This is a genomic window from Micromonospora sp. NPDC048898 (assembly GCF_043198035.1).
GTDB lineage: Bacteria > Actinomycetota > Actinomycetes > Mycobacteriales > Micromonosporaceae > Micromonospora.
Window position 1 is genome coordinate 40,662 of sequence record NZ_JBICUF010000023.1, and the last position, 23,145, is coordinate 63,806.

Genomic DNA, 23,145 nt, shown 5'->3' on the forward strand with positions numbered 1-23,145 from the left:
GCCGGCGGGTCCGCGACCGGACCCGCCCCCGCCCGGTCCGCCGAGCCCGCCGCGTCACCAGGCGCGGGCCGCGCCGGCGCAGCCGGGCCGTTGTCACCCACGGCAGACCGGGGAGTACGCGCCGGACGGGTCCCCGGGGCGGGCCGCGCCGGACGTTCACCGGCCGGTCGGGCCGGGGTGCCGCCGCGCGGGCCCTCCCCCACGCCGCCGGCACCGGCCGGGGTGGGCGTGGTCCCCCACTCGCCCGGAGCGGGAACGCCCGGCGGGCGGATCGGTCGGCGTCCGCCACCGGCCTCGGACTCACCCGGCTCCTTCGCGCCCGGCCAGGGCTTCGCCACCCGGGAGGCGAGCACGAACTCCTTGCGCAGCGGGTGGCCCTCGAACTCGGGCGGCAGCAACAGCGGCAGCAGCTCCCCGTGGCCGGCGAAGTCGATGCCGAACATCTCGTGTGTCTCCCGCTCGTGCCAGGCGGCACCCGGGTAGACGTCGATCACCGAGGCGACGGTGGGAGTGCCGCGTGGCAGCCTGGTCCGCAGCAGCACACCGTGCCGCAGTCGCGTCGACCAGAGGTGCGCCACCACGTCGAAGCCGTCGGTCAACTCGTCGACCGCGGAGAGCCAGTCGAAGAAGTCGCAGGCCAGCTCGGTGTCGTCGCGGGCGGCGCGGACGGCGGTCAGCCAACTCTCCGGCGGCACGTCGACGGTGGCGCGGGCGAACCGTTGCCCGCCGGAGACCGACGGGGTCACCGCGACCGGCGCGAGCAGCGCGACCAGCCGAGCGCCGACCTCTTCGGGAGTCATGCCGCTGATCTTAGGGCCTGTTTCACGAGAACTGGCCGGCCTGCGGCGCGCCCGGGCGACGACCGGCGGCGTTGCGGTTTGCCGGATCGCCGCCCGGACTCCGCCTCGGCTCGACCGCCCTGATGAAAGGGGCCCTGGTGCCGGCCGGGCCCGCGCCTGGCCGCCGCCGACGCCAGATGATCTGCTGGCTTTGGGCGCGGCGCGGCCCCTGGAGGGGAAAGATGAGGGCGTGCGCGCTGTGACTGTGAAACCCGGGGTCGCCAATTCGCTGAGCCTCGTCGAGGATCAGCCGGAGCCACCTGCCGAGGAGGGCTCGGTCCTGGTCGAGGCGCTGGCCGTCGGCATCTGCGGCACGGACCACGAGATCATCGCTGGAGACTACGGCGAGGCGCCGCCGGGTGCGGACCGCCTGGTCATCGGGCACGAGTCGCTGGGCCGGGTGATCGAGGACGCCAGCGGCACCCTGCAACCCGGTGACCTGGTGGCCGGGATCGTCCGGCATCCCGACCCGGTCCCCTGCCCCAACTGCGCGGTCGGCGAGTGGGACATGTGTCGCAACGGTCAGTACACCGAGCACGGCATCAAGGCGCTACCCGGGTTCGCCCGGGACCGCTGGCGGATCGAGCCCCAGTTCGCGGTCAAGCTCGACCCGGTGCTGGCCCAGGTCGGTGTGCTGTTGGAGCCGACGAGTGTGGTGGCGAAGGCCTGGGACCACATCGAGCGGATCGGGCACCGGGCCGAGTGGCAGCCGCAGACCGTCCTGGTGACCGGGGCCGGGCCGATCGGGCTGCTGGCCGCGTTGCTCGGCACCCAGCGGGGGCTCACCGTGCACGTGCTGGACCGGGCCACCGACGGGCCGAAGCCGGAGCTGGTCGCCGGGCTCGGTGCCACCTACCACGCGGTGCCGGTCAACGACCTGCCCTTCGAGCCGGACGTGGTGATCGAGTGCACGGGTGCGCCCACCGTGGTCCTCGACGTCATGTGCAAGGCGGCCCCGACCGGGATCGTCTGCCTGGCCGGGGTGTCCAGCGGTGGCCGGAGCATCGACTTCGACGCCGGTGCGCTCAACCGGGCGCTGGTGTTGGAGAACAACGTGGTGTTCGGCTCGGTGAACGCCAACCGGCGGCACTGGAACATGGCCGCGCAGGCGCTCGCCCGCGCGGACCAGGTCTGGTTGGAGTCGTTGATCACCCGGCGGGTGCCGGTGAACCGGTACGCCGACGCGTACACCGCCGGGCCGGACGACATCAAGGTGGTGCTGGAGTTCGCGTCCTGAGTGGCGCCCCGCCCGATCAGATGCCGGGCAGCCGGCCGTTGCGGAACAGGTCGACGAAGAGCTGGTGGTCCTGCCGGGCGCGCACCCCGTACGCGTGCGCGAAGTCCACCAGGTGGGCGACGAAGCCCGGCTCGTCGTCGTCCACCGCGGCCACGATCGCCTCCTCGGTGGAGTAGTCCACCAGGTCGTGACTGGACTCGTCGTCGGCGACCGAGTGCATCCGGGCCACCGCCCGGCCCAGGTCGACGAGCACTCCGGACAACTCCTCCGGCTCGTTCACGTCCGACCAGTCCAGGTCCGCGGCGTAGGGGGAGACCTCGGCGACGAGCTGACCGGTCCCGTCCAGCTCGGTGAAACCCAGCCACGGGTCGGCGTGCGCCTGCAACGCCCGCTGCGACTCGGCGGTCCGGTGCCCCTGGTGCTGGAAGTAGCCGCGAACCGACTCGTCGGTGACGTACCGTGCCACGGCCGGCACCTGCGCCTGCTTCATGTAGATGACGACGTCGTTCTCCAGGGCCTGGGTGTGCCCCTCCAGCAACAGGTTGTACGACGGCAGCCCGGCCGAGCCGATGCCCACACCCTTGCGCAACACGACGTCCTTGATCCGCGCCGCCACCGGCCGGAGCTGCGTCGAGGCGGCCGGCAGGGTGCCCAGGTAGTCCTGGAAGGCGGCGCGTACCCGGTCCCGGGTGGTGTCGTCGATCTCGAAGACCCCGTCACCGATGGAGAACCGCCGCTCGTAGTTGTCGATGGTGGTCTGCGCGGCCAGCAGGTCGACGCGGGTGTTGAGCCGGGCCTGCTGGAGCACCCGGCGCAGTACGCCGTCGGCGTTCTCCAGGGTGATCGAGCCGATCGCGTCGTCGCCGCCGGCGGCGATGGCCCGCAGCTCGGTCAGGTACGACCGGGCGAAGCCGGCGACCAGGTCCCCGATCGCCGTGTCGGAGAGGGCCTTGCCGTAGCCGAGCAACGCCACGCTGGCCGCGAGCCGACGCAGGTCCCAGGTGAACGGCCCGACGTACGCCTCGTCGAAGTCGTTGACGTTGAACACGAGTTGCCCGGACGCGTTCATGTAGGTGCCGAAGTTCTCCGCGTGCAGGTCACCGTGGATCCACACCCGGCTGGTCCGCTCGTCGAGGAACCGGTCGTCGGCGAAGTCGCCGAGTTGGTCGGCGTAGAACAGGGCGGCGCTGCCCCGGTAGAAGGCGAACGGCGAGGCCGCCATCTTGCGGAACTTCCGGCGGAAGGCGGCCGGGTCGATCGCCATGGACGCACCGAACTCCTCGGTGAGCACGTCGACGATGTGGGCGGACCGCTGATCCACTGAGCTGCTCATGATGCGCAGGCTAGCCCTGCCCGGCCACCCCGTACGTCGGACGACCGCTTTGCCCCCGCGGCCGACGGGTTGACCCGAGCGGCGACGGGGTAACGCGTCGCAGATTTTGGATCAAGGCGAATTGACTGTCGTGCGAGGGCAACCAAACCGCGGGTTCGCTGACGTCTATCTGGTGACCGGCGCGTTCCGCGCCCACTGCCAGCACGGGAGGACCAACCTTTGGGTTCGGACAGATCACGCTGGTCGCGCGACCAACAGGTGACGAGCGCGCGGCCGACCTCCGCCCGGATTCTCCCGGGTGGCGGTCGGTCGCCGTCAGGTCGCGGTGGGTGGGCGTACCGGTGGGGCGGTGAGGGAGTCGACGGAGCGCGGGGCGGCAGCCTCGCGGGGCGGGGCGTCCAGCGGGGCGGCCAGCAGATCCCGTTGCGGCACACCGCCGAGGCCGGACTGCTCGGCGGCGATCTTTTCCTGCAGACGCAGGATGCCGTGCAGCAGGGCCTCCGGCCGGGGTGGGCAGCCGGGCACGTAGACGTCGACCGGGATGAGCTGGTCGACGCCCTTGGTCACCGAGTACGAGTCCCAGTAGGGGCCGCCGCAGTTGGAGCAGGCGCCGAACGAGATGACGTACTTCGGCTCGGGCATCTGGTCGTAGAGCCGCTTGATCGCCGGAGCCATCTTGTCGGTCACCGTGCCGGACACCACCATCAGGTCGGCCTGGCGGGGGCCGTGGGCGAACGGGATCACGCCGAGCCGGATGAAGTCGTGCCGACCCATGCTGGTGGCGATGAACTCGATCGCGCAGCAGGCCAGGCCGAAGTTGAACACCCAGAGCGAGTAGCGGCGGCCCCAGTTCAGCACGAACCGGATCGGCTCACCGAGCACTCCCGGTAGCTGCACGAGCGCCCCCTCTCCTCATCGACAGTGAATCACAGGCGACGTCCTCGCGGTCCGGCGGTGACCAGCCCGGGCGCGCGGCCCGATGTCCCGGACCAGACAACGAATCGACGCCAACCGACGTGCAACCCGCCGTCACACCCACAGGTGTGACTGGTGCTGGCGAACGCACCGCTGGTGGCCACCACGGGGAGGACGAGTGCTTGTGACGAGAGACGTGCGGGTGGGTGGACGCCCACCGGACCCAGCGGAAAGCACAACCTCCACGCCGGCAGAGCTGGTCTTCGACGACTTCTACCACGCCCACTTCCGGGGACTGGTGGTGCAGCTGACCGCGTACACGGGTGACCGTGGGCAGGCGCAGGACCTGGTTCAGGAGGCGTTCTGCCGGGCGTACGCTCGCTGGGACCGGATCGTCGGATACGAGGACCCCCTGGCCTGGGTACGCAGGGTCGCCTGGAATCTCGGGCACAACCGCTGGCGGCGGCTGCGTACCGCCCAGACGTGGCTGCTGCGGCAGCGGGAGACCCATGTCCCGGAGCCCAGCCCGGACCGGGTGGCTCTCGAATCCGCGCTGGCGACGTTGCCACCGAAGCAGCGGCGGGCAGTCGTTCTGCACTACCTCGCCGATCTGACGGTCGCGGAGATCGCCGCCCAGGAACAGGTCGCCGAGGGGACGGTCAAGTCCTGGCTACACCGGGGCCGGGCCGCACTCGCCACCCAGCTACGCGACACCAACGAGGAGGTGCGGGATGTCTGAGCAGGAGGCCCTTGGCCTGGCCGAAGAGTTCGCCCGCTACCGCCGTACCGTGCTGGACGAGGTCGAGGTGCCCGGGCCCGCCGCCGTCCGGCGGACGGTGCGAGGCCGCGGCCGTCGCCGGTGGGTGGCCACCACCGGGGCGGCGCTCGCGCTGTTCGGCGGGTCGGCCCTCGGGTACGCGACGCTGAACGGGCCCGACCACCGGCCGGGTCCGGTGGAGCCGACGCCGAGCGGCTCGCCGGCACCCACGCCGAGTGGCCCGCAGAACCCGACCCCCAGCCCGTCCGCGCCAAGCGGCAGCCCCACCCCCGGCGTGCCCGACGGCCGATTCAGCAGGTCCCAGTTGCTCGGCGCGTCGGTGACGCTTCCCGCGTGGCGGGCCGGGCGCGGCTGCCCGACGTCGGGGGTACGGATCTCCGGCGAGAATCGCGAGGGCGTCAACTGGCTCGTGGCACTCGACCACGGCGACGTCGACGGGGACGGGGCGGTGGAGACGGTGGCGCTCGTGCAGTGCGCGCTCGGCACCGGTGGCCCGATGCAGGTGGTCGCCTTCGACCGGGACGAAGCGGGAAAGGTCGTGACGCTCGGCCGCGTGGTCGCGACGACCATCGACAAGCCGCAGTGGCTCTTCGCACTCGACGTCGTGGATGACGGCACGGTCCGGGTGCAGGTCGGTGACATCGCCCCCGGGGGTGGCTGGAACGCCAAGTGGTCACAACGGCAGTGGCGCGGCTACCGCTGGAAGGATGCTGCCTTCACCCAGGTCTCCGGGCCGACGAGCTTCGGTCCGAACCCGAATCTGGCGGATGTCGCGGTCACCACCGGCGACCTCGTGCTGAAGGTCGCGGACGACGGTTCCCGGACGGGTACGGCCACGGTGCGGATCCGCAACCGGGGCACGGGGCCGGTCGCCCACGTGGCGCTGCGGTTGGGCGTGCCCGCGGTGGTGCGCGCGGACGTCGACGGGTGGGAGAGGTGCTCGGGCGTCCCGGAGACCATCGACCCGATCGTCTGCGGTCTGGGTCAGCTCGCCGCCGGGGCGGAGATACGGCTGGACCTGGACTTCCATGTGTTCAAAGGGGACACGCTGAGCACGGACAAGGCGGACGTGGAGGTCCAGCCGATGGACAGCGAACGTGACGTCCTGCCGGACGTCAGCAGAGCAGACAACGTGGTGCAGATGAAGATGATCTACGGCTGACGGTCGCCGGTCGCGGGGGGGGGGCCCGGGGGGGGGGCCGCGGGGGGGGGCGGGGCCCCCCGGGGGGGGGGGGGGCCCCCCCCCCCCCCCCACCCCCCTTCGTACNNNTGCCCGAGCCTTTTCACGCCTTGGATCCGGCCCGCCGTCACTACCTCATCATAGACGAGTGGGTCTTTCATACCCGGGGGCCGGCGGGGGGGCGGGGGGGGGGGGCGCCCCCGGGGGGGGCCCCCCCCGCGGCCGGGCTCCGGTCACCAGGTGGGACGTTGCAGCAGCCCGACGAACTCGACGAGCAGCCGCTCCCGCAGCGCCGGCGGAGCGGCGTCCAGCAGCGTGTTCACCAGCGCCATCCGATCCGGCGTCGGCGCGTCCGCAGCACCGAGCCCGAGCCCACCGGCGAGCCCGGTGACCAGTTCCGGCGTGAGCGCGTCCGGCGTCAGCGACGTCGCCAACGCCACCAACTCGGGCGGGAGGGCCACCGGACCGGCCTTACGGGCGGCGGTCACCGCGGCGGCCAGGTCCGGCCCGAACTCGGCCACCCGGGGCGCGACCGAGGCGGTCACCGTGAGGTGCACGCTGGCCGGCAGCCCGGCGTACGACAGTTGGGGTTGGGTGTGCCAGCCCCGCGCGGTCAGTTCGTCGACGAGCACGAACAGGTCGGGGCCGCCCTCGGTGGCGGTGAAGCAGACCACTGTGGACTCGGGTTCGGCCATCAGCCGCAGCCCGTCGACCGCGCGGACCGCGTCGGCCAGGCCGGCGACCGCGTCCCGGGTGCGGGCGGCCAGCCGCAGGTAGCCGTCGTCGCCGAGGTGCCGCACTGTCGCGTACGCGGCGGCGATCGGCCCGCCCGACCGGGTGGACGCGATCACCGGGTTGATCATCGTGTAGCCGGGCCAGTCCGCGAACGCGAAGTACTGCGGGGCGCGCAGTCGGGCGTCGCGGTGCAGCAGCACCGACACCCCCTTCGGCGCGTACGCGTACTTGTGCAGGTCCACGGAGATGGACGTGACCCCGTCGACGGCGAAGTCGAACGCCGGCACCGGCTGGCCGAGGCGGCGCAGGTAGGGCAGGGTCCAGCCGCCGAAGCAGGCGTCCACGTGGCAGCGCACCCCGGCGTCGGCCGCCGCGGCGGCGATCTCGGCGACCGGGTCCACCACGCCGTGCGCGTACGACGGCGCGGAGCACGCGACAAGCACCGTCTCCGGGCGGATCGCGGCGGCCATCGCGGCCGGGTCGGGGCGCAGCGTGTCCGGGGACACCGGCACGACGTCCAGCGCCACCCGCAGGTAGTGCGCCGCCTTGGCGAACGCGGCGTGCGCGGTCGACGGCACCACTATCCGGGGTGCGGTGATCTCCGGGTGCGCGTCCCGGGCCGTCTTGACGGCGAGGATCAGCGACTCGGTGCCGCCGCTGGTGACGCTGCCGACGACGTCCGGGGCGGTGGTGCCCGGGCCGGCGCCGAGCACGCGGCCGGCGGCGCCGACGAGCGCGTTCTCCATGGCCAGCAGCGAGGGGAAGGCTGTCGGGTCCAGCCCGTTGACGTGCGCGCTCTCCCGGTGGGCGGCGGCAGTCAGCTCGTCCAGCCCCGACACCGCCGAGTCGTAGACGTACGCGAACAGTTGCCCCCCGTGGGTCGGCCGGTCACCGGCGCGCAACTGCCGAACCTCGTCAAGCGCAACCTCGGCCGCAACCCCGGAAGGCAGGACCCCGCTCTCGTCGATCATGGAGTTATGGTGCCCTTCTCATGGCGGTCAATGGCTTTCGTCCCCCACCACAACTCCTTGATCGACCCGTCCGTCCTTCGAGGCGGACAGGGTGTCGGGGGTCAGGGTGTAGTGGCGCAGGAGGAGGACGGGTGGGGCTACCAGGAGGGCCGGGATCAGCGTGAAGCCGAGGAGGACACCAAGTCTCGCCGTGTCGGACTGGGCGGCTGCCGAGCCGGTGTCGGAGGAGACGTAGCCGCCGAGTTGGAGCACCAGCCCGTAGATGCCCGGCCCGAGTGCCAGGCCGAGGGTCTCCCCGGCGGTCCACAGGCCGGTGAAGACACCCGCCTGCCGTCGACCGGTGCGCGCCGTGTCGTACGCGATGCAGTCCGGCAGCATCGCCAGCGCGAAGACCTGCTGCCCGGCGTACCCGACGCCGATCACCGCCACCACCAGGTAGACCGCGACCGGGGGCAGCACCGGCGCGGCGACCAGGGCCAGCGCCCCGGCGGCGAGGAGCAGCGAGCCGATCACCAGCGCGGTCCGCTTGCCCAGCCGGGCACCGACCCGGGTCCAGAGCGGCATCACCAGCAGCGCCGGCCCGACGAAGCAGACGAAGAGCAGGGTCGGCCCGCTCTGCTCGTCGCGCAGGATCTGCGCCGCGAAGTAGTTGACCCCGGCCAGGATCGTCGCCACCCCGGCGGACTGCACCACGAAGCAGATCAGCAGCGCCCGGAACGGGCGGTTGGCGCCGGCCACGGCGAGTTGGGCGCGCAGGGTCGGCTCGCTGTCGCCCACCGTGCCGGTGGGCGCGGACCGGGTGCCGAGGAACGCGCCGAGGGCACCGAGGGCGATCAGCACCGCCACGAACAGCCCCATCCACCGGTGCCCCGCCACGCCGTCGCCACCGGCGGTCACCACCAGCGGTGCGATCGCGCCGGAGACCAGGATGGCCAGCGCCAGCACCGCGATCCGCCAGGTCATCAACCGGGTGCGCTCGGCGTAGTCGTCGGTCAGCTCCGCGGGCATCGCCACGTACGGCACCTGGAAGAAGGCGAACGCGGTGGCGGTGAGCAGGAAGGCGAACGCCACGTACGCGGCGGCGGCCGACCCGTTGCCGAACGGCGCCGCGAAGATCGACGCGAACAGGACGGCGAGCGCGAGGCCGCCGACGAGCAGGTACGGCCGCCGGGCACCCCAGGACGAGCGGGTGCGGTCGGAGATCCGCCCGGCGACCGGGTTGACCAGCACGTCCCACGCCTTGGGGAGCAGCACCAGCAGGGCGGCCAGCCCGGCGGCCACACCGAGCGTGTCGGTCAGGTAGGGCAGCAGCAGCAGACCGGGCACGGTGCCGAACGCACCGGTGGCCAGGGAGCCGAGCGCATAGCCGGCGTGCACCCGTCGAGGCAGCGAGCCGGCGCCCGGCGGCGTTTTCATGGGGCCGAATATTACTCACGTTGCGATGAGGGTCACATCCCCTCCAGCGGTGATCAACCTGCCCGACCCGTCGCGGACATCCGAACAGTCGGGTTGCCGGCAGCGAGGCCCGCAACCGCCTTCGCAGGCTCGGAGTGTTACCACCGCCGAGGGCAGACCAGCCTGGCGGTGACGGGGGAGGGGCAGTGACGTCAACGATGGGAGCCCGCGCCAATGAGCCACCGGCGGTACGGACGGCCGGTTCGGCGGTCGAGACGACGATCACCTTCGACGACTTCTACCACGCGCACTTCGGCAGCGTGACCGCCCAACTGTCGGCGTACACGGGGGATCTGGGCCACGCCCAGGACCTGGCGCAGGAGGCGTTCTACCGAGCGCTGGCCCGCTGGGACCGCCTGGTCCGCTACGACGACCCGGTGGCCTGGGTCCGCAAGGTCGCCTGGAACCTGGCGCACAGCCGCTGGCGACGCCTGCGTACCGCCCGGAACCACCTGCTGCGACAACGGCGCACCGAGACCGAGGTGGCCGGGCCGACACCCGACCGGGTCGCCATCGACGCGGCGCTGGCGCAACTGCCGCCCAACCATCGCCGCGCGGTCATCCTGCACTACCTGGCCGACCTGTCGGTCAACCAGATCGCCGCGCAGGAGGGGGTGGCCGAGGGCACCGTCAAGTCGTGGTTGCACCGCGGCCGGACCGCCCTGGCCGCGCTGCTCGACGAGAACACCGAGGGGGTACGCGATGTCTGACCTCGATCCGCTGCTGCGCGAGCGGCTCGGCGCGTACCGCAATGACGTGATCAGCCAGGTCGCCGGTCCCGGTCCCGACAAGGCCCGGCAGCTCCTGCGCCGACGCCGACGGATGACGGCGGCGGCCGCCGCCACGGCGGTCGTCCTGGCGGTGACCCCCGTCGTCATCAACGCCGCGCTGCACGCCGACCGCACCCCGCCGGTGCCGGTGGAGTCCATCCCACCGACGGCCCCGCCCACGCCGGCACCGCCGACGCCCACGCCGACCGGGTCGCCGTCGCAGTCGCCGACGCCCAGCGCCACCGCCCCGACCGGCCCGGACGGGCGAATCAGTCGGGCGCAACTACTCGCCACACCTGTCGACCTGCCCAGTTGGCCGGCGGGCATGGCGGAGGGCGGCTGCACCACCTCGAACGTCCGGCTGAAGACCAACACCAAGCAGACCTACGTGTCGGAGCTGGCCGACGACGAGTTCGAGTACGGCGACGTCGACGGCGACGGAGCCGACGAGACCATCGCCGTCGTCGCCTGCCGGTACGGGGAAGCGTCGGCGAAGCAGGTGGTGGCCTTCGAGCGGAACTCCGACGACCGGATCGTGACGGTGGGCCGAGTGGTCCGGACCGACGACGAGTTCACGGACATCCTCGCGGCGGAGATCACCCCGACCGGTTCGGTGCGGGTGACGGTGGCCGACATCGTGCCGTGTTGCGAGGTCCCCACGTATCTGCGGCGGGAACAGGTGCGGACGTACCGGTGGGACGGGCAGCGGTTCGAGCAGACCGACGGCCCCACGACATTCGGCCCCGATCCCCGGCTCACCAACCTGAAGATGAGCATGACCCACGAGCTGGTCGAGGTCCCCGGTACCGACGCAGGGCGTGAACTCACCACCGTCTTCACGGTCACCAACGCCGGGCCGGTCGACGCGCCGCGGGTGTCGTTCCACAACATCGAGCACGGCGGACGGGCGGGAGGAGACTGGACCCGATGCGAACCGGGGCAGCGGTGGGACTCGACCGAACCGGGGTGTCTGCTACCCGGCGTACCGGCTGGTGAGTCGCGCCGCTACACGTTCGTCCAACGGGTACCTGCCCAGCCGGGTGCCGACGCCGACACCGAGAGTTTCTCCGTTGTGCACGGCGACGCCCAGGGCCGCTGGTGGCCCGACCTCAAGCCAGACGACAACGTGGTGCAGTCCCCGATCCGGCTCTGAACAGCGACCACGCCCCGCCGGACGCCGATCACGTTCCGCCGGTGGTCACGGCCGCTCCTGCGGCGACCAACCGGCCGCCGCGATGTCCACGCCCTCGCCGCGCAGAGGCGCCCCCTCGGCGCGCAGTCGGGCCCGCGCCTCCCGCTCGTGCCCCGGCGGCAGCCGGCCGGCGGAGGTCACCACCCGGTGCCAGGGCACCGAGCCGCCATGGCGGGCCATGATGGTGCCCACCAGCCGTGCCGAGGCGCGACCCGAGCGCTCGGCGAGCGCGTCGGCCACCGCGCCGTAGGACATCACCCGGCCCTCCGGGATCCGCTCGACCAGGTCGAGCACCGCCTCGACGTACTCGTCAGGAGTCACAATCCGCCACCATATGGGAAGGCCGCCGGGCGGTGCGGCCGTGACCACGCAGAATGGGCGGGTGCGCGACGCAGTCACGACGGCCCGGCGGGTCGTCGTCAAGATCGGATCCTCCTCGTTGACCACCGCGACCGGCGGGCTGGCGGACGAGCGCGTCGACACGCTCGTCGACACCCTCGGTCGGTTGACAGGCGAGGGACGCGAGGTGGTGTTGGTCTCCTCCGGCGCGATCGCCGCCGGCCTCGCCCCGCTCGGGTTGTCCCGGCGTCCGCGCGACCTGGCCACCCAGCAGGCCGCCGCCAGCGTCGGGCAGGGCCTTCTGATCGGCCGGTACGCGGCCAGCTTCGCCCGGCACGGCCGCACCGTCGGGCAGGTGCTGCTCACCGTCGACGACGTGACCCGACGGGCGCACTACCGCAACGCGTACCGAACGCTGCGCAAGCTGCTCGACCTGGGCGCGGTGCCGATCGTCAACGAGAACGACACGGTCGCCACCCAGGAGATCCGGTTCGGCGACAACGACCGACTGGCCGCCCTGGTGGCGGCACTGGTGCACGCCGACCTGCTGGTGCTCCTCTCCGACGTGGACGCGCTCTGGACCGGCGACCCGGCCAACCCGCACTCGACCCGGATCACGGAGGTCCGCGACGACGCGGACCTCACCGGGATCACCATCGGCGGGGCCGGCCGGTCCGGCGTCGGCACCGGCGGCATGGTGACCAAGGTCGAGGCCGCCCGGATCGCCACCGGCTTCGGCATCCCGGTGGTGCTCACCGCCGCCGACCTGGCCACGCAGGCGCTGGCCGGCGACCCGGTCGGCACCCTGTTCCATCCGCGGCGCCAACGCCCGACGGCCCGGCTGTTCTGGCTGGCGCACGCCACCTCGCCCCGGGGGCGGCTGCACCTCGACCCGGGCGCGGTGGCCGCCGTCGTCGGGCGGCGCAAGTCGCTGCTGCCGGCCGGCATCACCGCCGTCGACGGCACCTTCACGGCGGGCGACCCGGTGGACCTGGTCGACAACGCCGGTGCGTCGGTCGCCCGCGGGCTTGTCAACTACGACGCGGTGGAGTTGCCGGGGCTGCTCGGCCGGTCCACCTCCGAACTCGCCGCGGCCCTGGGCCCGGCGTACGAACGAGAGGTCGTCCACCGCGACGACCTCGTCCTGCTGTGAGGAGCGATCCATGAGTGAGCGCCAGCGAGCGACCCATCAACTCGGGGCAGCGGTGCCCGCGGGCGGCGCGGGGCGCAGCGGAGTGCCGGCATGAGCGTGAGCGTGAGCGAGCAGGCTCGACGGGCCCGGGACGCCGCCGCCGACCTGGCCACCGCCACCCGTACGGTGAAGGACGCCGCGCTGGCGGCGATGGCCGATGCGCTGGTGGCGCGTACCCCGGAGATCCTGGCCGCGAACGAGACGGACCTGGCGGCCGGCCGGGAGGCCGGGCTGAGCGCGGCCGTGCTGGACCGGCTCGCCCTCGACGCGGCTCGGGTGGCCGGCATCGCCGACGCGCTGCGGCAGATGGCCGCGCTGCCCGACCCGGTCGGCGAGGTGGTCCGCGGTTCCACCCTGCCCAACGGGCTGGAGCTGCGCCAGATCCGGGTGCCGTTCGGGGTGGTCGGCATCATCTACGAGGCGCGGCCGAACGTGACTGTGGACGCCGCCGGGATCTGCCTGAAATCCGGCAACGCCGCGCTGCTGCGCGGGTCGTCCTCGGCCGCGCACTCCAACGCCGCGCTTGTCGCGGTGCTGCGCGACGCGATCGCCGGCGCCGGGCTCCCCGCCGACGCGGTACAACTGCTCGACGCCAGCTCCCGCGACTCGGTCAAGGAGCTGATGCGCGCCCGAGGGCTCGTCGACGTGCTCATCCCGCGCGGCGGAGCGTCCCTGATCCGCACCGTGGTCGAGGAGTCGACAGTCCCGGTGATCGAGACCGGGGTGGGCAACTGCCACGTCTACGTGGACGCCGCCGCGGATGTGGCGCAGGCCCTCGCGGTGACGCTGAACGCCAAGACCCAGCGCCTGTCCACCTGCAACACCGCCGAGTCGCTGCTGGTGCACGCGGGCGTCGCCGACGCGTTCCTGCCGCCGATGCTTGCCGCGTTCGCCGAGGCCGGGGTGACCGTGCACGGCTCCCCCGAGGTCGCCGCGTACTCCACCGCCGTGGTCCCGGCCACCGAGGAGGACTTCGCCACCGAATACCTGTCCGCCGACATCTCGGTCGCGGTGGTCGACTCGCTGGACGCGGCAGTCGCGCACATCCGCCGCTTCGGCACCGGACACACCGAGGCCATCCTCACCGACTCCGCGAGCGCGGCCCGCGAATTCGTCGCGCGGGTGGACTCGGCCGCGGTGATGGTGAACGCCTCGACCCGCTTCACCGACGGCGGCGAGTTCGGGTTCGGCGCGGAGATCGGCATCTCCACCCAGAAACTGCACGCCCGAGGCCCGATGGGCCTACCCGAGCTGACCAGCACCAAGTACGTAGTAACCGGAGAAGGCCACCTACGCTGAACCCGCCCCGCGGGGTTTGGTCAGGCTTGTGGGGTGGGGCGGGCGGCGCGGATCACGGACAGCGTGGCGTGTACGTCGAACTGGTGGCCGTCGTCGCTCTCCCAACCACCGTCGCTGCGTTGGGTCTCGGTCAGCCGGCGTAACGCCCGCACCATGATCCAGTCCTGTGGGTCGATGCCGGCGCGGCGCAGAGTGGCCGCCAGCCACGCCACGTTGCCCGGGGACATCTTCGGCATCCGTTCGGCGAGCACCACCTGGATCCGCGCCGACTCCTGGAACATGTCCTGCCGGTGCAGCACCGCCGCGCTCAGCCAACCGGCGGCCAGGAACGACGGCCAACTACCGTCCGGCCGCAGCCGCACGACGAGCGAGTGGGCCGCCGCCTGCACCACCCCGGCGTACGCCCCGCCCACCCGATGGTCGAGTGGACCCGAGGCGCGGGCGTCCAGACCGGCGACGGTGAGCCAGAAACCGGCGTTGGCCGACTGGAGGAAGCCCGCCTCCGGATCGCCGGGCCGGGCCCACTCCGGAGCCGAGTCGGCAAGCGACGCGTCCTCGTCCCAGCCACCGTCGGCCTGCTGCCGGGACGCCAACCAGTCCAGCGCGCGGCGAGCGGCAGGACGGCCGAGCGCGCCCAGGTCGTCCAGCTCGGCGAGCCGGAAGCAGGTGGCATCGATCGAGGCGACTCCGCCGCCCCAGGTGGCCGGCCAGCCGCCGTCGGGTGACTGACCGACCTCGGCGATCTCCAGCAGCTCGACGGGCACGGCCGTGCCGTTGCGGAGCCAGGAGAGGCGGGCGCGCTCCACCGCGTCTCCGTGCGCCACGACGAACCCGATCGCGGCTTCCATGTCGACCACGACGGAGACGCTACCTACGCAGACTCGATGCCGCCTCGGAGAATCGGCCAGCCCGGAATGACTGCGTCGCTCCGGTCAGCGGGCTACTCGGCGTCATCTGCGTCGATTCGTCGGCGGCCCGGGACGGCGGCGCGGACCAATCGAGGCGGCGCGGTGTGCCGGTCCGCCGAGGCGGCGCGCGGTGTGCCGCCCCGGCGGACGTCGGTCAGTACGCGGGCAGCGACGGGTCGATCTGCTTGATCCAGGAGAGCACGCCGCCCTGTACGTGCACGGCATCCTTGAAGCCGGCCGCCTTGAGGGCGGCGAGCGCCTCCGCCGAGCGGACGCCGGACTTGCAGTGCAGCACGATCTGCTTGTCCTGCGGCAGCTTCGCCAGCGCCTCGCCGGAGATGATGTCGCCCTTGGGGATCAGTGTGGAGCCGGGGATGCGGACGATCTCGTACTCGGCCGGCTCCCGGACGTCGACCAGGAAGATGTCCTTGCCGGCGTCCTGCCAATCCTTGAGCTCCAGCGCGGTGATGGTCGAGTCGAGCGTCGCCTCCTGGGCCTCCTCGGAGACCGCGCCGCAGAAGTCCTCGTAGTCTTCCAGCAGGTCGGTGACCGTCGGGTTGTCGCCGCAGAGCACGCAGTTCGGGTCCTTCCGGACCTTGATCTTGCGGTATTCCATCTCCAGGGCGTCGTAGACCATCAGCCGACCGACAAGCGGCTCACCGATGCCGGTCAGCAGCTTGATCGCCTCGTTCACCTGGATGGAGCCGATCGACGCGCAGAGCACGCCGAGCACGCCACCCTCGGCGCAGGAGGGGACCATGCCGGGCGGCGGCGGCTCCGGGTAGAGGCAGCGGTAGCAGGGGCCGTGCTCGGCCCAGAACACCGACGCCTGGCCGTCGAAACGGTAGATCGAGCCCCAGACGTACGGCTTGCCGAGCAGCACCGCCGCGTCGTTGACCATGTAGCGGGTGGCGAAGTTGTCGGTGCCGTCGACGATCAGGTCGTACTGGGCGAAGATCTCCCGGACGTTCTCCCGGTCGAGTGCGGTGTTGTGGATCTCCACCTGGACCAGGGGGTTGATCTCACGGATCGACGCGGCGGCGGACTCGGCCTTGGACCGGCCGATGTCGGACACGCCGTGGATGATCTGACGCTGGAGGTTGGACTCGTCGACGGTGTCGAAGTCGATGATGCCGAGCGTGCCGACGCCGGCCGCGGCAAGGTACATGAGGGCGGGCGACCCGAGGCCGCCAGCGCCGACGCAGAGCACCCGGGCGTTCTTCAGCCGCTTCTGCCCGGTCACCCCGACATCCGGGATGATCAGGTGGCGTGAGTAGCGGCGGATCTCGTCAACGGTCAGCTCGGCGGCGGGCTCGACGAGCGGGGGCAACGACACGGTGGACTCCCCGGAATCGGCGGTGTGAACCGCGCCATTGTCGCTCGCGGGAGCCCCGCTCGGCCATGAGGGACGACACTGGTCCGCGATGCGGGAGCGGGAATAACCGACGACCCGGTCGATCAGGGGACGATGTCACCCGCGTAGCGACGTCCGTCGAGGTATGGCCAGGCGTTGGCGACGCAGCCGTGCAGGCCGTACGTCTGCTGTTGCATCACCGGTGCGGGCTCCCCCGGGCCGGGGCACGCCTCGTGTTCCTCGCCGAACTCGTGGCCCACCTCGTGGTTGATCACGTAGGTGCGGTAGGTGTCCAGCGGAGCACCGTAGTCGGGGACCGCCTCCATCCAGCGTGCCAGGTTGATGATGACCCGGCCGGGCAGGCGGCAGGAGGTGTAGCGCTCGGTGGTCAACCCGCCCTCGGCGCACATCCGCTCGGACGTGACAGGGGTGGCGAGATAGATGGTGAAGTCCGCCGCCCCGAAGTCGGCCACCCGTTGCACCCGCAGCTCGTCGGAGGCGATCCAACTGCGCTTGTCGGTCAGCACCTCGTCCACCTTGGCGGCGAACGCGTCGGCGTCCTGGCCGGCGCCACGCTCGACCACCACCCGGTAGCGGCGCAGCGGCCCGTCCGTACCCCGCACTGCCGTCTCACCGTCGGCCACCGTGAAGCGTCCCGCTCCGACGGAGGGGTAGCTGGTGGGCGTGGGGTGCGCGAGCCCTCCACCGCCGTGGCCCATCTCGCCCTGGGTGATGGTGACGGGCGGTTCGGCTGGCGGGTCACCCACCCGGTTCAGTGTCACCGAGATGCCGACGGCGAGCACGAGCACGCCGAGCAGCAGGGTGCGGCGACGTCGCCGGTGCATCCGGACGAGCGTGGGACGCGCGCCCTCGTACGCCGGCCGGTCGGGCGGCGGCAAGGGCGGGCCGTAAGGGGACGACGGCGTCATGATGTCGAGCCTGCCAGATTATTCGGGTATATCTCCGTTTTTGCCGCTATTCACGCAAGACGCCTGATGGTGTACGTCGGTCGGTCGGCCGCTCGCTCAGAGGGGCGGGCCGGCGTAGCGGCGCCCGTCCAGGTACGGCCATGGGTTGACCCGGCACCCGTTGAGAAAGAGCGTCTGCTGCATCATCACCGGTGCGGGCCGACCCGCACCCGGGCAGCGCTCGTGCCGGTGCCCGAGTTGGTGACCCACCTCGTGGTTGACCACGTACGTCCGGTAGACCTCCAACGGCACGCGGGCCGAGACGAGGTGCGGCACGGACAGCCGCCACCGATCCAGGTTGATGATCACCTGCCCGGGCGCGCGGCAGGACGTGTACGGCCGACCGTCGACCCGGATGTCCACGCCGCCCCTGGCGCACATCTGACCCGCCGTGCGGGCGGTGGCCAGGTAGACGGTGAAGTCGCGCGGCGCGCCCCCCGGCACCTGTTGCAGCCGAAGTCTGCCGCTGTCCACCCAACTGCCCGGCCCGGCGAGCGCCACCTGGACCGCCTGCGCGAAGTCCGCGACGACCTCGTCACTGCCCGACTCCACGGCGACCCGGTAACGCCGCAGCTCACCCCCGCGACCCAGCACCGGGCCGGAACGGGCGTCGTAGCCGAACGTTCCGGTGCCGGCGCTCGGCACCGGGCCGGGCGCCCGCAGCACCGGGGACGGGGACGCGGCGGAGGGCGACGGGCCGTCCGACGGCGGCAGCGGCGCGGCGACCAGCGGCGCCGGCGTGGCGACCTCGTCGGCGGCCAACCGGTCGGCGGCGGGCCTCCCACCCGGCCCCTCGGCGATCACGGTCACCGCCGCGCCGATCGCCACCACCACCGCCACCAGTTGGGCGAGCAGCGCGAACCGTCGCCGACGGCGTGCGGAGGAGCGGGCTGAGCTGGGCATCCACGTCAGCCTGCCAGATCGGGCCGTCCGGTGGTGTCCCCCGTTTCGGCGAGCAGGCCGACCACCGCCCGGGCAACCAGGCGGGGGACCTCCAACTGCGCCACGTGACCGACGCCGTCGAGCATCATCAACCTGCTGTCCGGGATGACCCGGGCGGTCTGCGGCGCGACCCGCACGTCGACGAGACGGTCCTGTCGGCCGCCCACCACCAGGGTCGGTGCGCGTACCGCCCCGGCGAGTCGCCACAGCGACCCCGGCCCCGGCAGGTACGCCCGCAGGAAGCTGGAGACCAGTCCACGGAACGTCCGGACGTACGCGGCGGCGTAGTGCTCCGCCTCGTACCGCACCCGGATCTCCTCCAGTGCCTCGGCCCGGCGCTGGTCGCAGATCCGGCTCAGATCCGCGACGCAGGCCTCCAGCACCTGCTGGGCCATCACCTCGGGAGCGAGCTGGGTGAGGTGCCGGGCGACCAGCCGCTCGCCGCGCGGAATGGCGAGCACCGGCAGCATCCGCCCCTGCAACGAGCGGCGGAAGTCGAGAAACGGCAGGGCCGGCGAGATCAGGGTGAGGGTACGGACCAGGTCCGGCCGGAGCCCGGCGACCTGGACCGCGACCGCGCCGCCCAGCGAGTTGCCGAACAGGTGCACCGGGCCCCGGCCGGAGTGCTCGATCCAGCGGACGACCAGATCCGCGAAGGCCGGAATGGTGTAGCGGGGACCCGGCTCACTACGACCGAAGCCGGGCAGGTCGATGGCCTGACCGTCCAGCCGGTCGGCGAGCAGCCCGGCCAGGTCGGTCCAGTTCTGCGACGACCCGCCCAACCCGTGCACGTACAACGCCGGTTCCGCGCCCGGGGCGGTGGCCGGGGTGTCCCGCACGTACGTGACCAGGCCGTCCAGGCGGACCTCCCGGCCCGGCCACGGCGGCGGGACCTGGTGGTCGGGGAGCAGGTGGTCCGGCCAGAGGGTGGCGCTTCTCATCGTTCCAGTCTGCCCCGTTCCATTCAGGACAGCAGGGCCTCCAGCCGACGGTTCACCGCCGCCAGCGTCGCCCGGACCACCGCCTGCCGTGGATCACCGGCGACCAGAGCCGAGCCGGCGAGCTGCTCGACCCAGCCCGCGCAGACGAGCAGCACCACCACGGTGGCCACCTCGCAGTTGCCGAAGGGCACCACCGCGGCGTGCTCGACGAAACAGCGTCCGCGTTCGGCGTTGTCGGCGTCGCGCAGCAACTCGTCGACCGCGGCGGCCGCCGCCACCGCGCAGAGCCGCAGCACGTAGCCGTCCACCGCCGGCCCGGTCGCGTACCCGGAGGCGCTGTCGCCGTCGGCCAGCAGCCGGACCTCCACGTTCGCGTCCAGGCCGAAGGTGCTCACCTGCACGTGGTCGATCACCACCCGCGGCCCCGGCGTGCCGCCGGTGTCCAGCGGTCGGGACGGCGCCGACTCCGTCGTGGTCACCTGACCACCGGAGTACGACGTACCGAGCGTCGCCGGGCTGCCGGTCGCGGCACCGGCCGGTGCCGCGACCGATCCCGGCTCCTCGACCGTGGCGCGACCCCGGTGCGGCGCGTTAGGTCGGCGGCGGCGTGTGGTGTCCGTGCCGGTCGACTGCTCCGAGCCGGCCGGTGTGGCCTCCACCGAGGCACCCGACGGATGGGCGGGTGCCGTCGGCTCGGTTGCCCGGACGTCGGCGGCGCGTGGATCCGGACCGGCGTCGCGGGGGGCTGCGCCCAGGGGCTCCGCCGTACGCCGTTCGGCGGGTCGGGGCTCGGCCAGGCGTCGGCGCACCGGCGGGGGTGGTGTGGTGGGCAGGCCGGGCACGTTCTGCGGGGCGGCGGCCAGCCCCATCCGCTCCTGGAGCAGCCGGGCCACCTGTCGGCTCACCTCGGCCGGGTCGGCGCCGTCGGCCAGGTCCAGTCGCAGACTGTGTGCCCCTGCCGGGGTGCGGCGCAGCGCCGCGTCGCGGACACCGGCGACCTCCCGAACGGCGTCCAGGATGGCGTTGACGTCGAACCCCTCGGGACGCTCCCGCAGCGGGGCTGGTTCGTCGTCACGGCGCAGGTGGGTGGCGATACGGGCGAGTTCCGGGGTTTCGGCGGGTGGCTCCACGGCTGGCGGCTCCGGCACGACGGGCACGTCCGGTTCCGCGGGGACGCGCTGCGGCAGCACCGCCGCCCTCGGGTCTGGTTGTCGGCCGTCGTCGGCCGGCTCGGTCGACGGCGTCGGATCGGGGGCGGATCGGCGAGCCGCGTAGGGCGAGGTGGACGCGCCTGCGGGCCGATCCCGACGCCCGGACCCGCCCAAGGCGGAGGGCGGAACCGCCGCGGTGGGGGACGACGCGGCGGCGGCCGACGACGGCGCGGTCGAACGGGGTGGCTCGACGGGAGGTTCGGGTGTCGCCGGTCGGAGCCGGAACGGTGCGGCCGGCCGGATCTCGGGCCGGGGCAGCCCGGACGGCTCGCCCGCGGCGCCGCCACCAGTGCCGGTGGACTGGCTGGCCGGCCAGGACTGGCGCTCGGGCGGCGCGGCCGGGATCCGGCCCTCGGACCAGTCCGGCCGCTCGGCTCGTGGGCCGCTCGCCGTCGACGAACCGCCGACCCAGGAGGGGCGCTCCGCCACCAGGGGCGGGGGGCCCGCCGGGGCCGGGGGCGCGTCAGACAGCGTGGGAGTCGACCCGGCCGGTGCCGGGGGTGGTGGGTCGGCCGGTGCGGCACCGGAGACCCAGGAGGGCCGCGTCGGCGGTGCGCTCGTCGGCGTCGGGTCGGGCCCACCGGCCCAGGACGGCAGCACCGGAGGGACGCTTGTCGGCGTCGGATCCGACCCGACAGCCCAGGACGACCGTGCCGGCGGCGCACCGGCGGGCTCGGGGTCGGACCCGCCGGCCCAGGACGACCGTGCCGGCGGCGCACCGCTGGGCTCAGGGTCGGACCCACCAGCCCACGATGGCCGTACCGACGGAGTGTTGGTCGCCGCCTCGGACCCGCCGGCCCAGGACGGTCGTGCCGGCGGGACGCCTGTCGGTGTCGGATCGGACGCGCCGGCCCAGGACGGCCGCGCTGGCGGCGCGCTGGCGGGCTCGGGGTCGGACCCGCCGGCCCACGATGGTCGTACCGACGGAGTGTTGGTCGCCGCCTCGGACCCGGCAGCCCACGACGGTCGTGCCGGCGTGCTGGCCGGATCGGATTCCCCGGCCCAGGACGGCCGCACCGGAGGGACGCCTGTGGGCCCGGGGTCGGACCCGCCGGCCCAGGACGGGCGGTCGGCTCGGGGTGCCCCGGTTGCCTCGGACCCGGCCCAGGAGGGGCGGTCAGCCGGCGGGCCGCTGGTCGGCGTGGGGCCGCTGGCCCAGGAGGGGCGCTCGGCGACCGGCGGTGTCATGCCTGCCGAGGACACCGGCGGCCCACTGGTGGGGGACGGGTCGGCGGGCGGAACGGCGGCCGGCGCGACCCAGGACGGGCGATCGGACGGCGGCGAGCTGATCGGCTTGGTGGGGTGCAGCGGCGTGGCATCGGACCCGGACTCACCCCGGACCGGGTCGTAGCCGCGGGGCGGATCGGCGCGCACCGGCTCGTACGGGCGAGGCGGCTCAGCGCGCACCGGCTCGTACGGCTGGTGGGGCTCGGCGACCCAACCCGGCGTGGACTCGTCCCGGGCGGCGGCGGCAGCCGGCTCGTCGTCCTGGCGGGACCAGGGCGGAGCCCACCCGCCACCTGAGCTCGGGCGGTTCCAGTTCGGCCCCGACCAGTCCGGCTCAATGGTCGGCGATTCCCCGGCGCGCTGCGTGTCTGCTGGCCGGGAACTGTCCCCGGCGCGGCCTGGATCGGTCGCGTCGGCGTGCCCGGCCGTGCGGCCCGGTGCTGGCGCCGGCTCCGGTGGGAGTGGGTCCCGCCAGTCGCGTGGCGCGGCCGGGTCGTCGGCGGTCAGCCGCTCGGTGGTGGGTGCGCGGAAGCCGGGCGGTACCTCGAAACCCGACGCGGCGGTGCCGACGGGCGGCACCTGAACGGCCGGCGGCGCCGAGGTGGGCAGGCCGGGCTCGGCCCAGCGGGCACGGTGGGTGGCCGGATCCACGGTGGAGCGGGTGGCGGACCCCGTGTCGGGTTCGCCGGCCCCCTGCTCCAGCGCGGGCGCGGGGCGTTGGGCGGGCACCACCAGCCGGTCGCCGGGCACCTCGGGTCGACCGTCCGCGGGCAGCCCGGGCGGGGCGCTCACCGGCGTGGGGTGCCCCGCGGATGGTTCGAGGCCGGGATGGCGGACGCCGTTGGCGTCGGTCGGGTGGCGGACGCCGTTGGCGTCGGTCGGGTGGCGGACGCCGTTGGCGTCGGTCGGGTGGCGGACGCCGTTGGCGTCGTCCGGGTGGTGCACGCCGTTGGCGTGGTGGCCGTTGGCGCGGGCCGGCGGAGCGAGGTCACCCGGCTGCCCGACCAGGGGCGACGGCAGGTCGCCGTGTCGACTGGAGGAGGTGCGCCAACCGGACGCGGGGTCGGGTTGCCAGCGCGGCGCCTCGTCCCGGGCATCCTCGCGATCGGCGGCTCGGGGCCACCCACCCGCCGGGGGCGCCCACCCGCTGACGGGACGGCCCGGGTCGTCGTGCTGACCCGCTCCGTCACCGTGCTCTCCCGGGGTGGCGGCTCCGGGTTGCCCTGTTTCACTCACCGCGCGCTCCTTGGTCGCCCCCGCTGAGGCTACCGTGTGCCGAGAGTGGCGATAAGTTACAGCGGCGGAGCATTTCCACGACGGGGGCCACGGGCCTCGCCCGGTCTGGGGGGAAAATGCCGG

The 23,145-nt window shown here is 73.3% G+C and carries 18 protein-coding genes and 1 pseudogene; 7 read left to right on the top strand and 12 right to left on the bottom strand.

The window, feature by feature from the left end; all coding sequences use genetic code 11:
- Positions 1 to 176: 176 nt before the first annotated feature.
- A pseudogene (locus tag ACGFIQ_RS33565) lies at positions 177 to 800 on the bottom strand (NADH-quinone oxidoreductase subunit C); the annotation flags it as partial.
- Between the two features lie 229 nt (positions 801 to 1,029).
- On the opposite strand from ACGFIQ_RS33565, the gene ACGFIQ_RS33570 reads away from it, so the two are divergent.
- Positions 1,030 to 2,076 carry a glucose 1-dehydrogenase gene (locus ACGFIQ_RS33570; RefSeq protein WP_393249923.1) on the top strand — a complete coding sequence of 349 codons (1,047 nt, stop codon included), beginning with the start codon at positions 1,030 to 1,032 and terminating at the stop codon, positions 2,074 to 2,076.
- Between the two features lie 16 nt (positions 2,077 to 2,092).
- Here the strand turns inward: ACGFIQ_RS33570 and ACGFIQ_RS33575 are convergent, their stop codons facing one another.
- Both ACGFIQ_RS33575 and ACGFIQ_RS33580 read right to left on the bottom strand, forming a co-directional pair.
- Positions 2,093 to 3,409 carry a DUF2252 domain-containing protein gene (locus ACGFIQ_RS33575; protein WP_393249925.1) on the bottom strand — a complete coding sequence of 439 codons (1,317 nt, stop codon included), beginning with the start codon at positions 3,407 to 3,409 and terminating at the stop codon, positions 2,093 to 2,095.
- 315 nt (positions 3,410 to 3,724) lie between these two features.
- Entirely contained in the window at positions 3,725 to 4,306 is a 582-nt protein-coding gene (locus tag ACGFIQ_RS33580) for an NADH-quinone oxidoreductase subunit B family protein (protein WP_357559000.1), read from the bottom strand.
- A gap of 196 nt (positions 4,307 to 4,502) precedes the next feature.
- Here ACGFIQ_RS33580 and ACGFIQ_RS33585 point away from each other — a divergent pair, with 196 nt between their 5' ends.
- Together ACGFIQ_RS33585 and ACGFIQ_RS33590 are read left to right on the top strand one after the other, a co-directional pair.
- A complete protein-coding gene (locus tag ACGFIQ_RS33585; RefSeq protein WP_393249927.1) occupies positions 4,503 to 5,063 on the top strand; it encodes an RNA polymerase sigma factor in 561 nt (186 codons plus the stop codon).
- Entirely contained in the window at positions 5,056 to 6,264 is a 1,209-nt protein-coding gene (locus tag ACGFIQ_RS33590) for a hypothetical protein (protein ID WP_393249929.1), read from the top strand. The genes ACGFIQ_RS33585 and ACGFIQ_RS33590 overlap by 8 nt, the downstream gene beginning before the upstream one ends.
- Before the next feature lie 251 nt (positions 6,265 to 6,515).
- Here the strand turns inward: ACGFIQ_RS33590 and ACGFIQ_RS33595 are convergent, their stop codons facing one another.
- Both ACGFIQ_RS33595 and ACGFIQ_RS33600 read right to left on the bottom strand, forming a co-directional pair.
- The gene (locus ACGFIQ_RS33595; RefSeq protein ID WP_393249931.1) at positions 6,516 to 7,988 is read right to left on the bottom strand and encodes a pyridoxal phosphate-dependent decarboxylase family protein; all 1,473 of its coding nucleotides are present in this window, start codon (positions 7,986 to 7,988) and stop codon (positions 6,516 to 6,518) included.
- A gap of 27 nt (positions 7,989 to 8,015) precedes the next feature.
- The gene (locus ACGFIQ_RS33600; protein WP_393249933.1) at positions 8,016 to 9,404 is read right to left on the bottom strand and encodes an MFS transporter; all 1,389 of its coding nucleotides are present in this window, start codon (positions 9,402 to 9,404) and stop codon (positions 8,016 to 8,018) included.
- A 185-nt stretch (positions 9,405 to 9,589) separates the two neighbouring features.
- On the opposite strand from ACGFIQ_RS33600, the gene ACGFIQ_RS33605 reads away from it, so the two are divergent.
- Together ACGFIQ_RS33605 and ACGFIQ_RS33610 are read left to right on the top strand one after the other, a co-directional pair.
- Entirely contained in the window at positions 9,590 to 10,153 is a 564-nt protein-coding gene (locus ACGFIQ_RS33605; protein ID WP_393249935.1) for an RNA polymerase sigma factor, read from the top strand.
- A complete protein-coding gene (locus ACGFIQ_RS33610) occupies positions 10,146 to 11,366 on the top strand; it encodes a hypothetical protein (RefSeq protein ID WP_393249937.1) in 1,221 nt (406 codons plus the stop codon). The genes ACGFIQ_RS33605 and ACGFIQ_RS33610 overlap by 8 nt, the downstream gene beginning before the upstream one ends.
- Before the next feature lie 45 nt (positions 11,367 to 11,411).
- Here the strand turns inward: ACGFIQ_RS33610 and ACGFIQ_RS33615 are convergent, their stop codons facing one another.
- A complete protein-coding gene (locus ACGFIQ_RS33615) occupies positions 11,412 to 11,726 on the bottom strand; it encodes an MGMT family protein (protein WP_393249939.1) in 315 nt (104 codons plus the stop codon).
- Between the two features lie 13 nt (positions 11,727 to 11,739).
- Between ACGFIQ_RS33615 and proB the strand changes: the two genes are divergently transcribed.
- The gene (gene proB / locus ACGFIQ_RS33620; protein WP_393249941.1) at positions 11,740 to 12,897 is read left to right on the top strand and encodes a glutamate 5-kinase; all 1,158 of its coding nucleotides are present in this window, start codon (positions 11,740 to 11,742) and stop codon (positions 12,895 to 12,897) included.
- A 96-nt stretch (positions 12,898 to 12,993) separates the two neighbouring features.
- The gene (locus ACGFIQ_RS33625; RefSeq protein WP_393249984.1) at positions 12,994 to 14,235 is read left to right on the top strand and encodes a glutamate-5-semialdehyde dehydrogenase; all 1,242 of its coding nucleotides are present in this window, start codon (positions 12,994 to 12,996) and stop codon (positions 14,233 to 14,235) included.
- A gap of 20 nt (positions 14,236 to 14,255) precedes the next feature.
- Here ACGFIQ_RS33625 and ACGFIQ_RS33630 read toward each other — a convergent pair whose 3' ends face one another.
- The 6 genes from ACGFIQ_RS33630 to ACGFIQ_RS33655 all read right to left on the bottom strand — a co-directional run bounded on the left by ACGFIQ_RS33630 (position 14,256) and on the right by ACGFIQ_RS33655 (position 23,022).
- A complete protein-coding gene (locus ACGFIQ_RS33630; protein ID WP_393249986.1) occupies positions 14,256 to 15,083 on the bottom strand; it encodes a prenyltransferase/squalene oxidase repeat-containing protein in 828 nt (275 codons plus the stop codon).
- 214 nt (positions 15,084 to 15,297) lie between these two features.
- Positions 15,298 to 16,479 (bottom strand): adenylyltransferase/sulfurtransferase MoeZ, encoded by a 1,182-nt coding sequence (gene moeZ / locus ACGFIQ_RS33635; RefSeq protein WP_393249943.1) that lies wholly within the window; start codon positions 16,477 to 16,479, stop codon positions 15,298 to 15,300.
- Positions 16,480 to 16,601: 122 nt separating this feature from the next.
- Positions 16,602 to 17,426 carry a DUF3152 domain-containing protein gene (locus tag ACGFIQ_RS33640; RefSeq protein ID WP_393249945.1) on the bottom strand — a complete coding sequence of 275 codons (825 nt, stop codon included), beginning with the start codon at positions 17,424 to 17,426 and terminating at the stop codon, positions 16,602 to 16,604.
- A 96-nt stretch (positions 17,427 to 17,522) separates the two neighbouring features.
- A complete protein-coding gene (locus ACGFIQ_RS33645) occupies positions 17,523 to 18,368 on the bottom strand; it encodes a DUF3152 domain-containing protein (protein WP_393249947.1) in 846 nt (281 codons plus the stop codon).
- Positions 18,369 to 18,373: 5 nt separating this feature from the next.
- On the bottom strand, positions 18,374 to 19,348 hold the full coding sequence (locus ACGFIQ_RS33650) for an alpha/beta fold hydrolase (protein ID WP_393249949.1): 975 nt from the start codon (positions 19,346 to 19,348) through the stop codon (positions 18,374 to 18,376).
- Positions 19,349 to 19,371: 23 nt separating this feature from the next.
- A complete protein-coding gene (locus ACGFIQ_RS33655) occupies positions 19,372 to 23,022 on the bottom strand; it encodes a hypothetical protein (RefSeq protein ID WP_393249951.1) in 3,651 nt (1,216 codons plus the stop codon).
- Between the last annotated feature and the right edge of the window lie 123 nt (positions 23,023 to 23,145).

Bases quoted from the DNA above. Each gene is read 5' to 3' on its own strand.
- ACGFIQ_RS33645 (WP_393249947.1), bottom strand. From the start codon at position 18,368: ATGCCCAGCTCAGCCCGCTCCTCCGCACGCCGTCGGCGACGGTTCGCG.
- ACGFIQ_RS33640 (WP_393249945.1), bottom strand. From the start codon at position 17,426: ATGACGCCGTCGTCCCCTTACGGCCCGCCCTTGCCGCCGCCCGACCGG.
- proB (WP_393249941.1), top strand. From the start codon at position 11,740: ATGGGAAGGCCGCCGGGCGGTGCGGCCGTGACCACGCAGAATGGGCGG.
- ACGFIQ_RS33630 (WP_393249986.1), bottom strand. From the start codon at position 15,083: ATGGAAGCCGCGATCGGGTTCGTCGTGGCGCACGGAGACGCGGTGGAG.
- ACGFIQ_RS33575 (WP_393249925.1), bottom strand. From the start codon at position 3,409: ATGAGCAGCTCAGTGGATCAGCGGTCCGCCCACATCGTCGACGTGCTC.
- ACGFIQ_RS33600 (WP_393249933.1), bottom strand. From the start codon at position 9,404: ATGAAAACGCCGCCGGGCGCCGGCTCGCTGCCTCGACGGGTGCACGCC.
- ACGFIQ_RS33610 (WP_393249937.1), top strand. From the start codon at position 10,146: ATGTCTGACCTCGATCCGCTGCTGCGCGAGCGGCTCGGCGCGTACCGC.
- ACGFIQ_RS33595 (WP_393249931.1), bottom strand. From the start codon at position 7,988: ATGATCGACGAGAGCGGGGTCCTGCCTTCCGGGGTTGCGGCCGAGGTT.
- ACGFIQ_RS33590 (WP_393249929.1), top strand. From the start codon at position 5,056: ATGTCTGAGCAGGAGGCCCTTGGCCTGGCCGAAGAGTTCGCCCGCTAC.
- ACGFIQ_RS33650 (WP_393249949.1), bottom strand. From the start codon at position 19,348: ATGAGAAGCGCCACCCTCTGGCCGGACCACCTGCTCCCCGACCACCAG.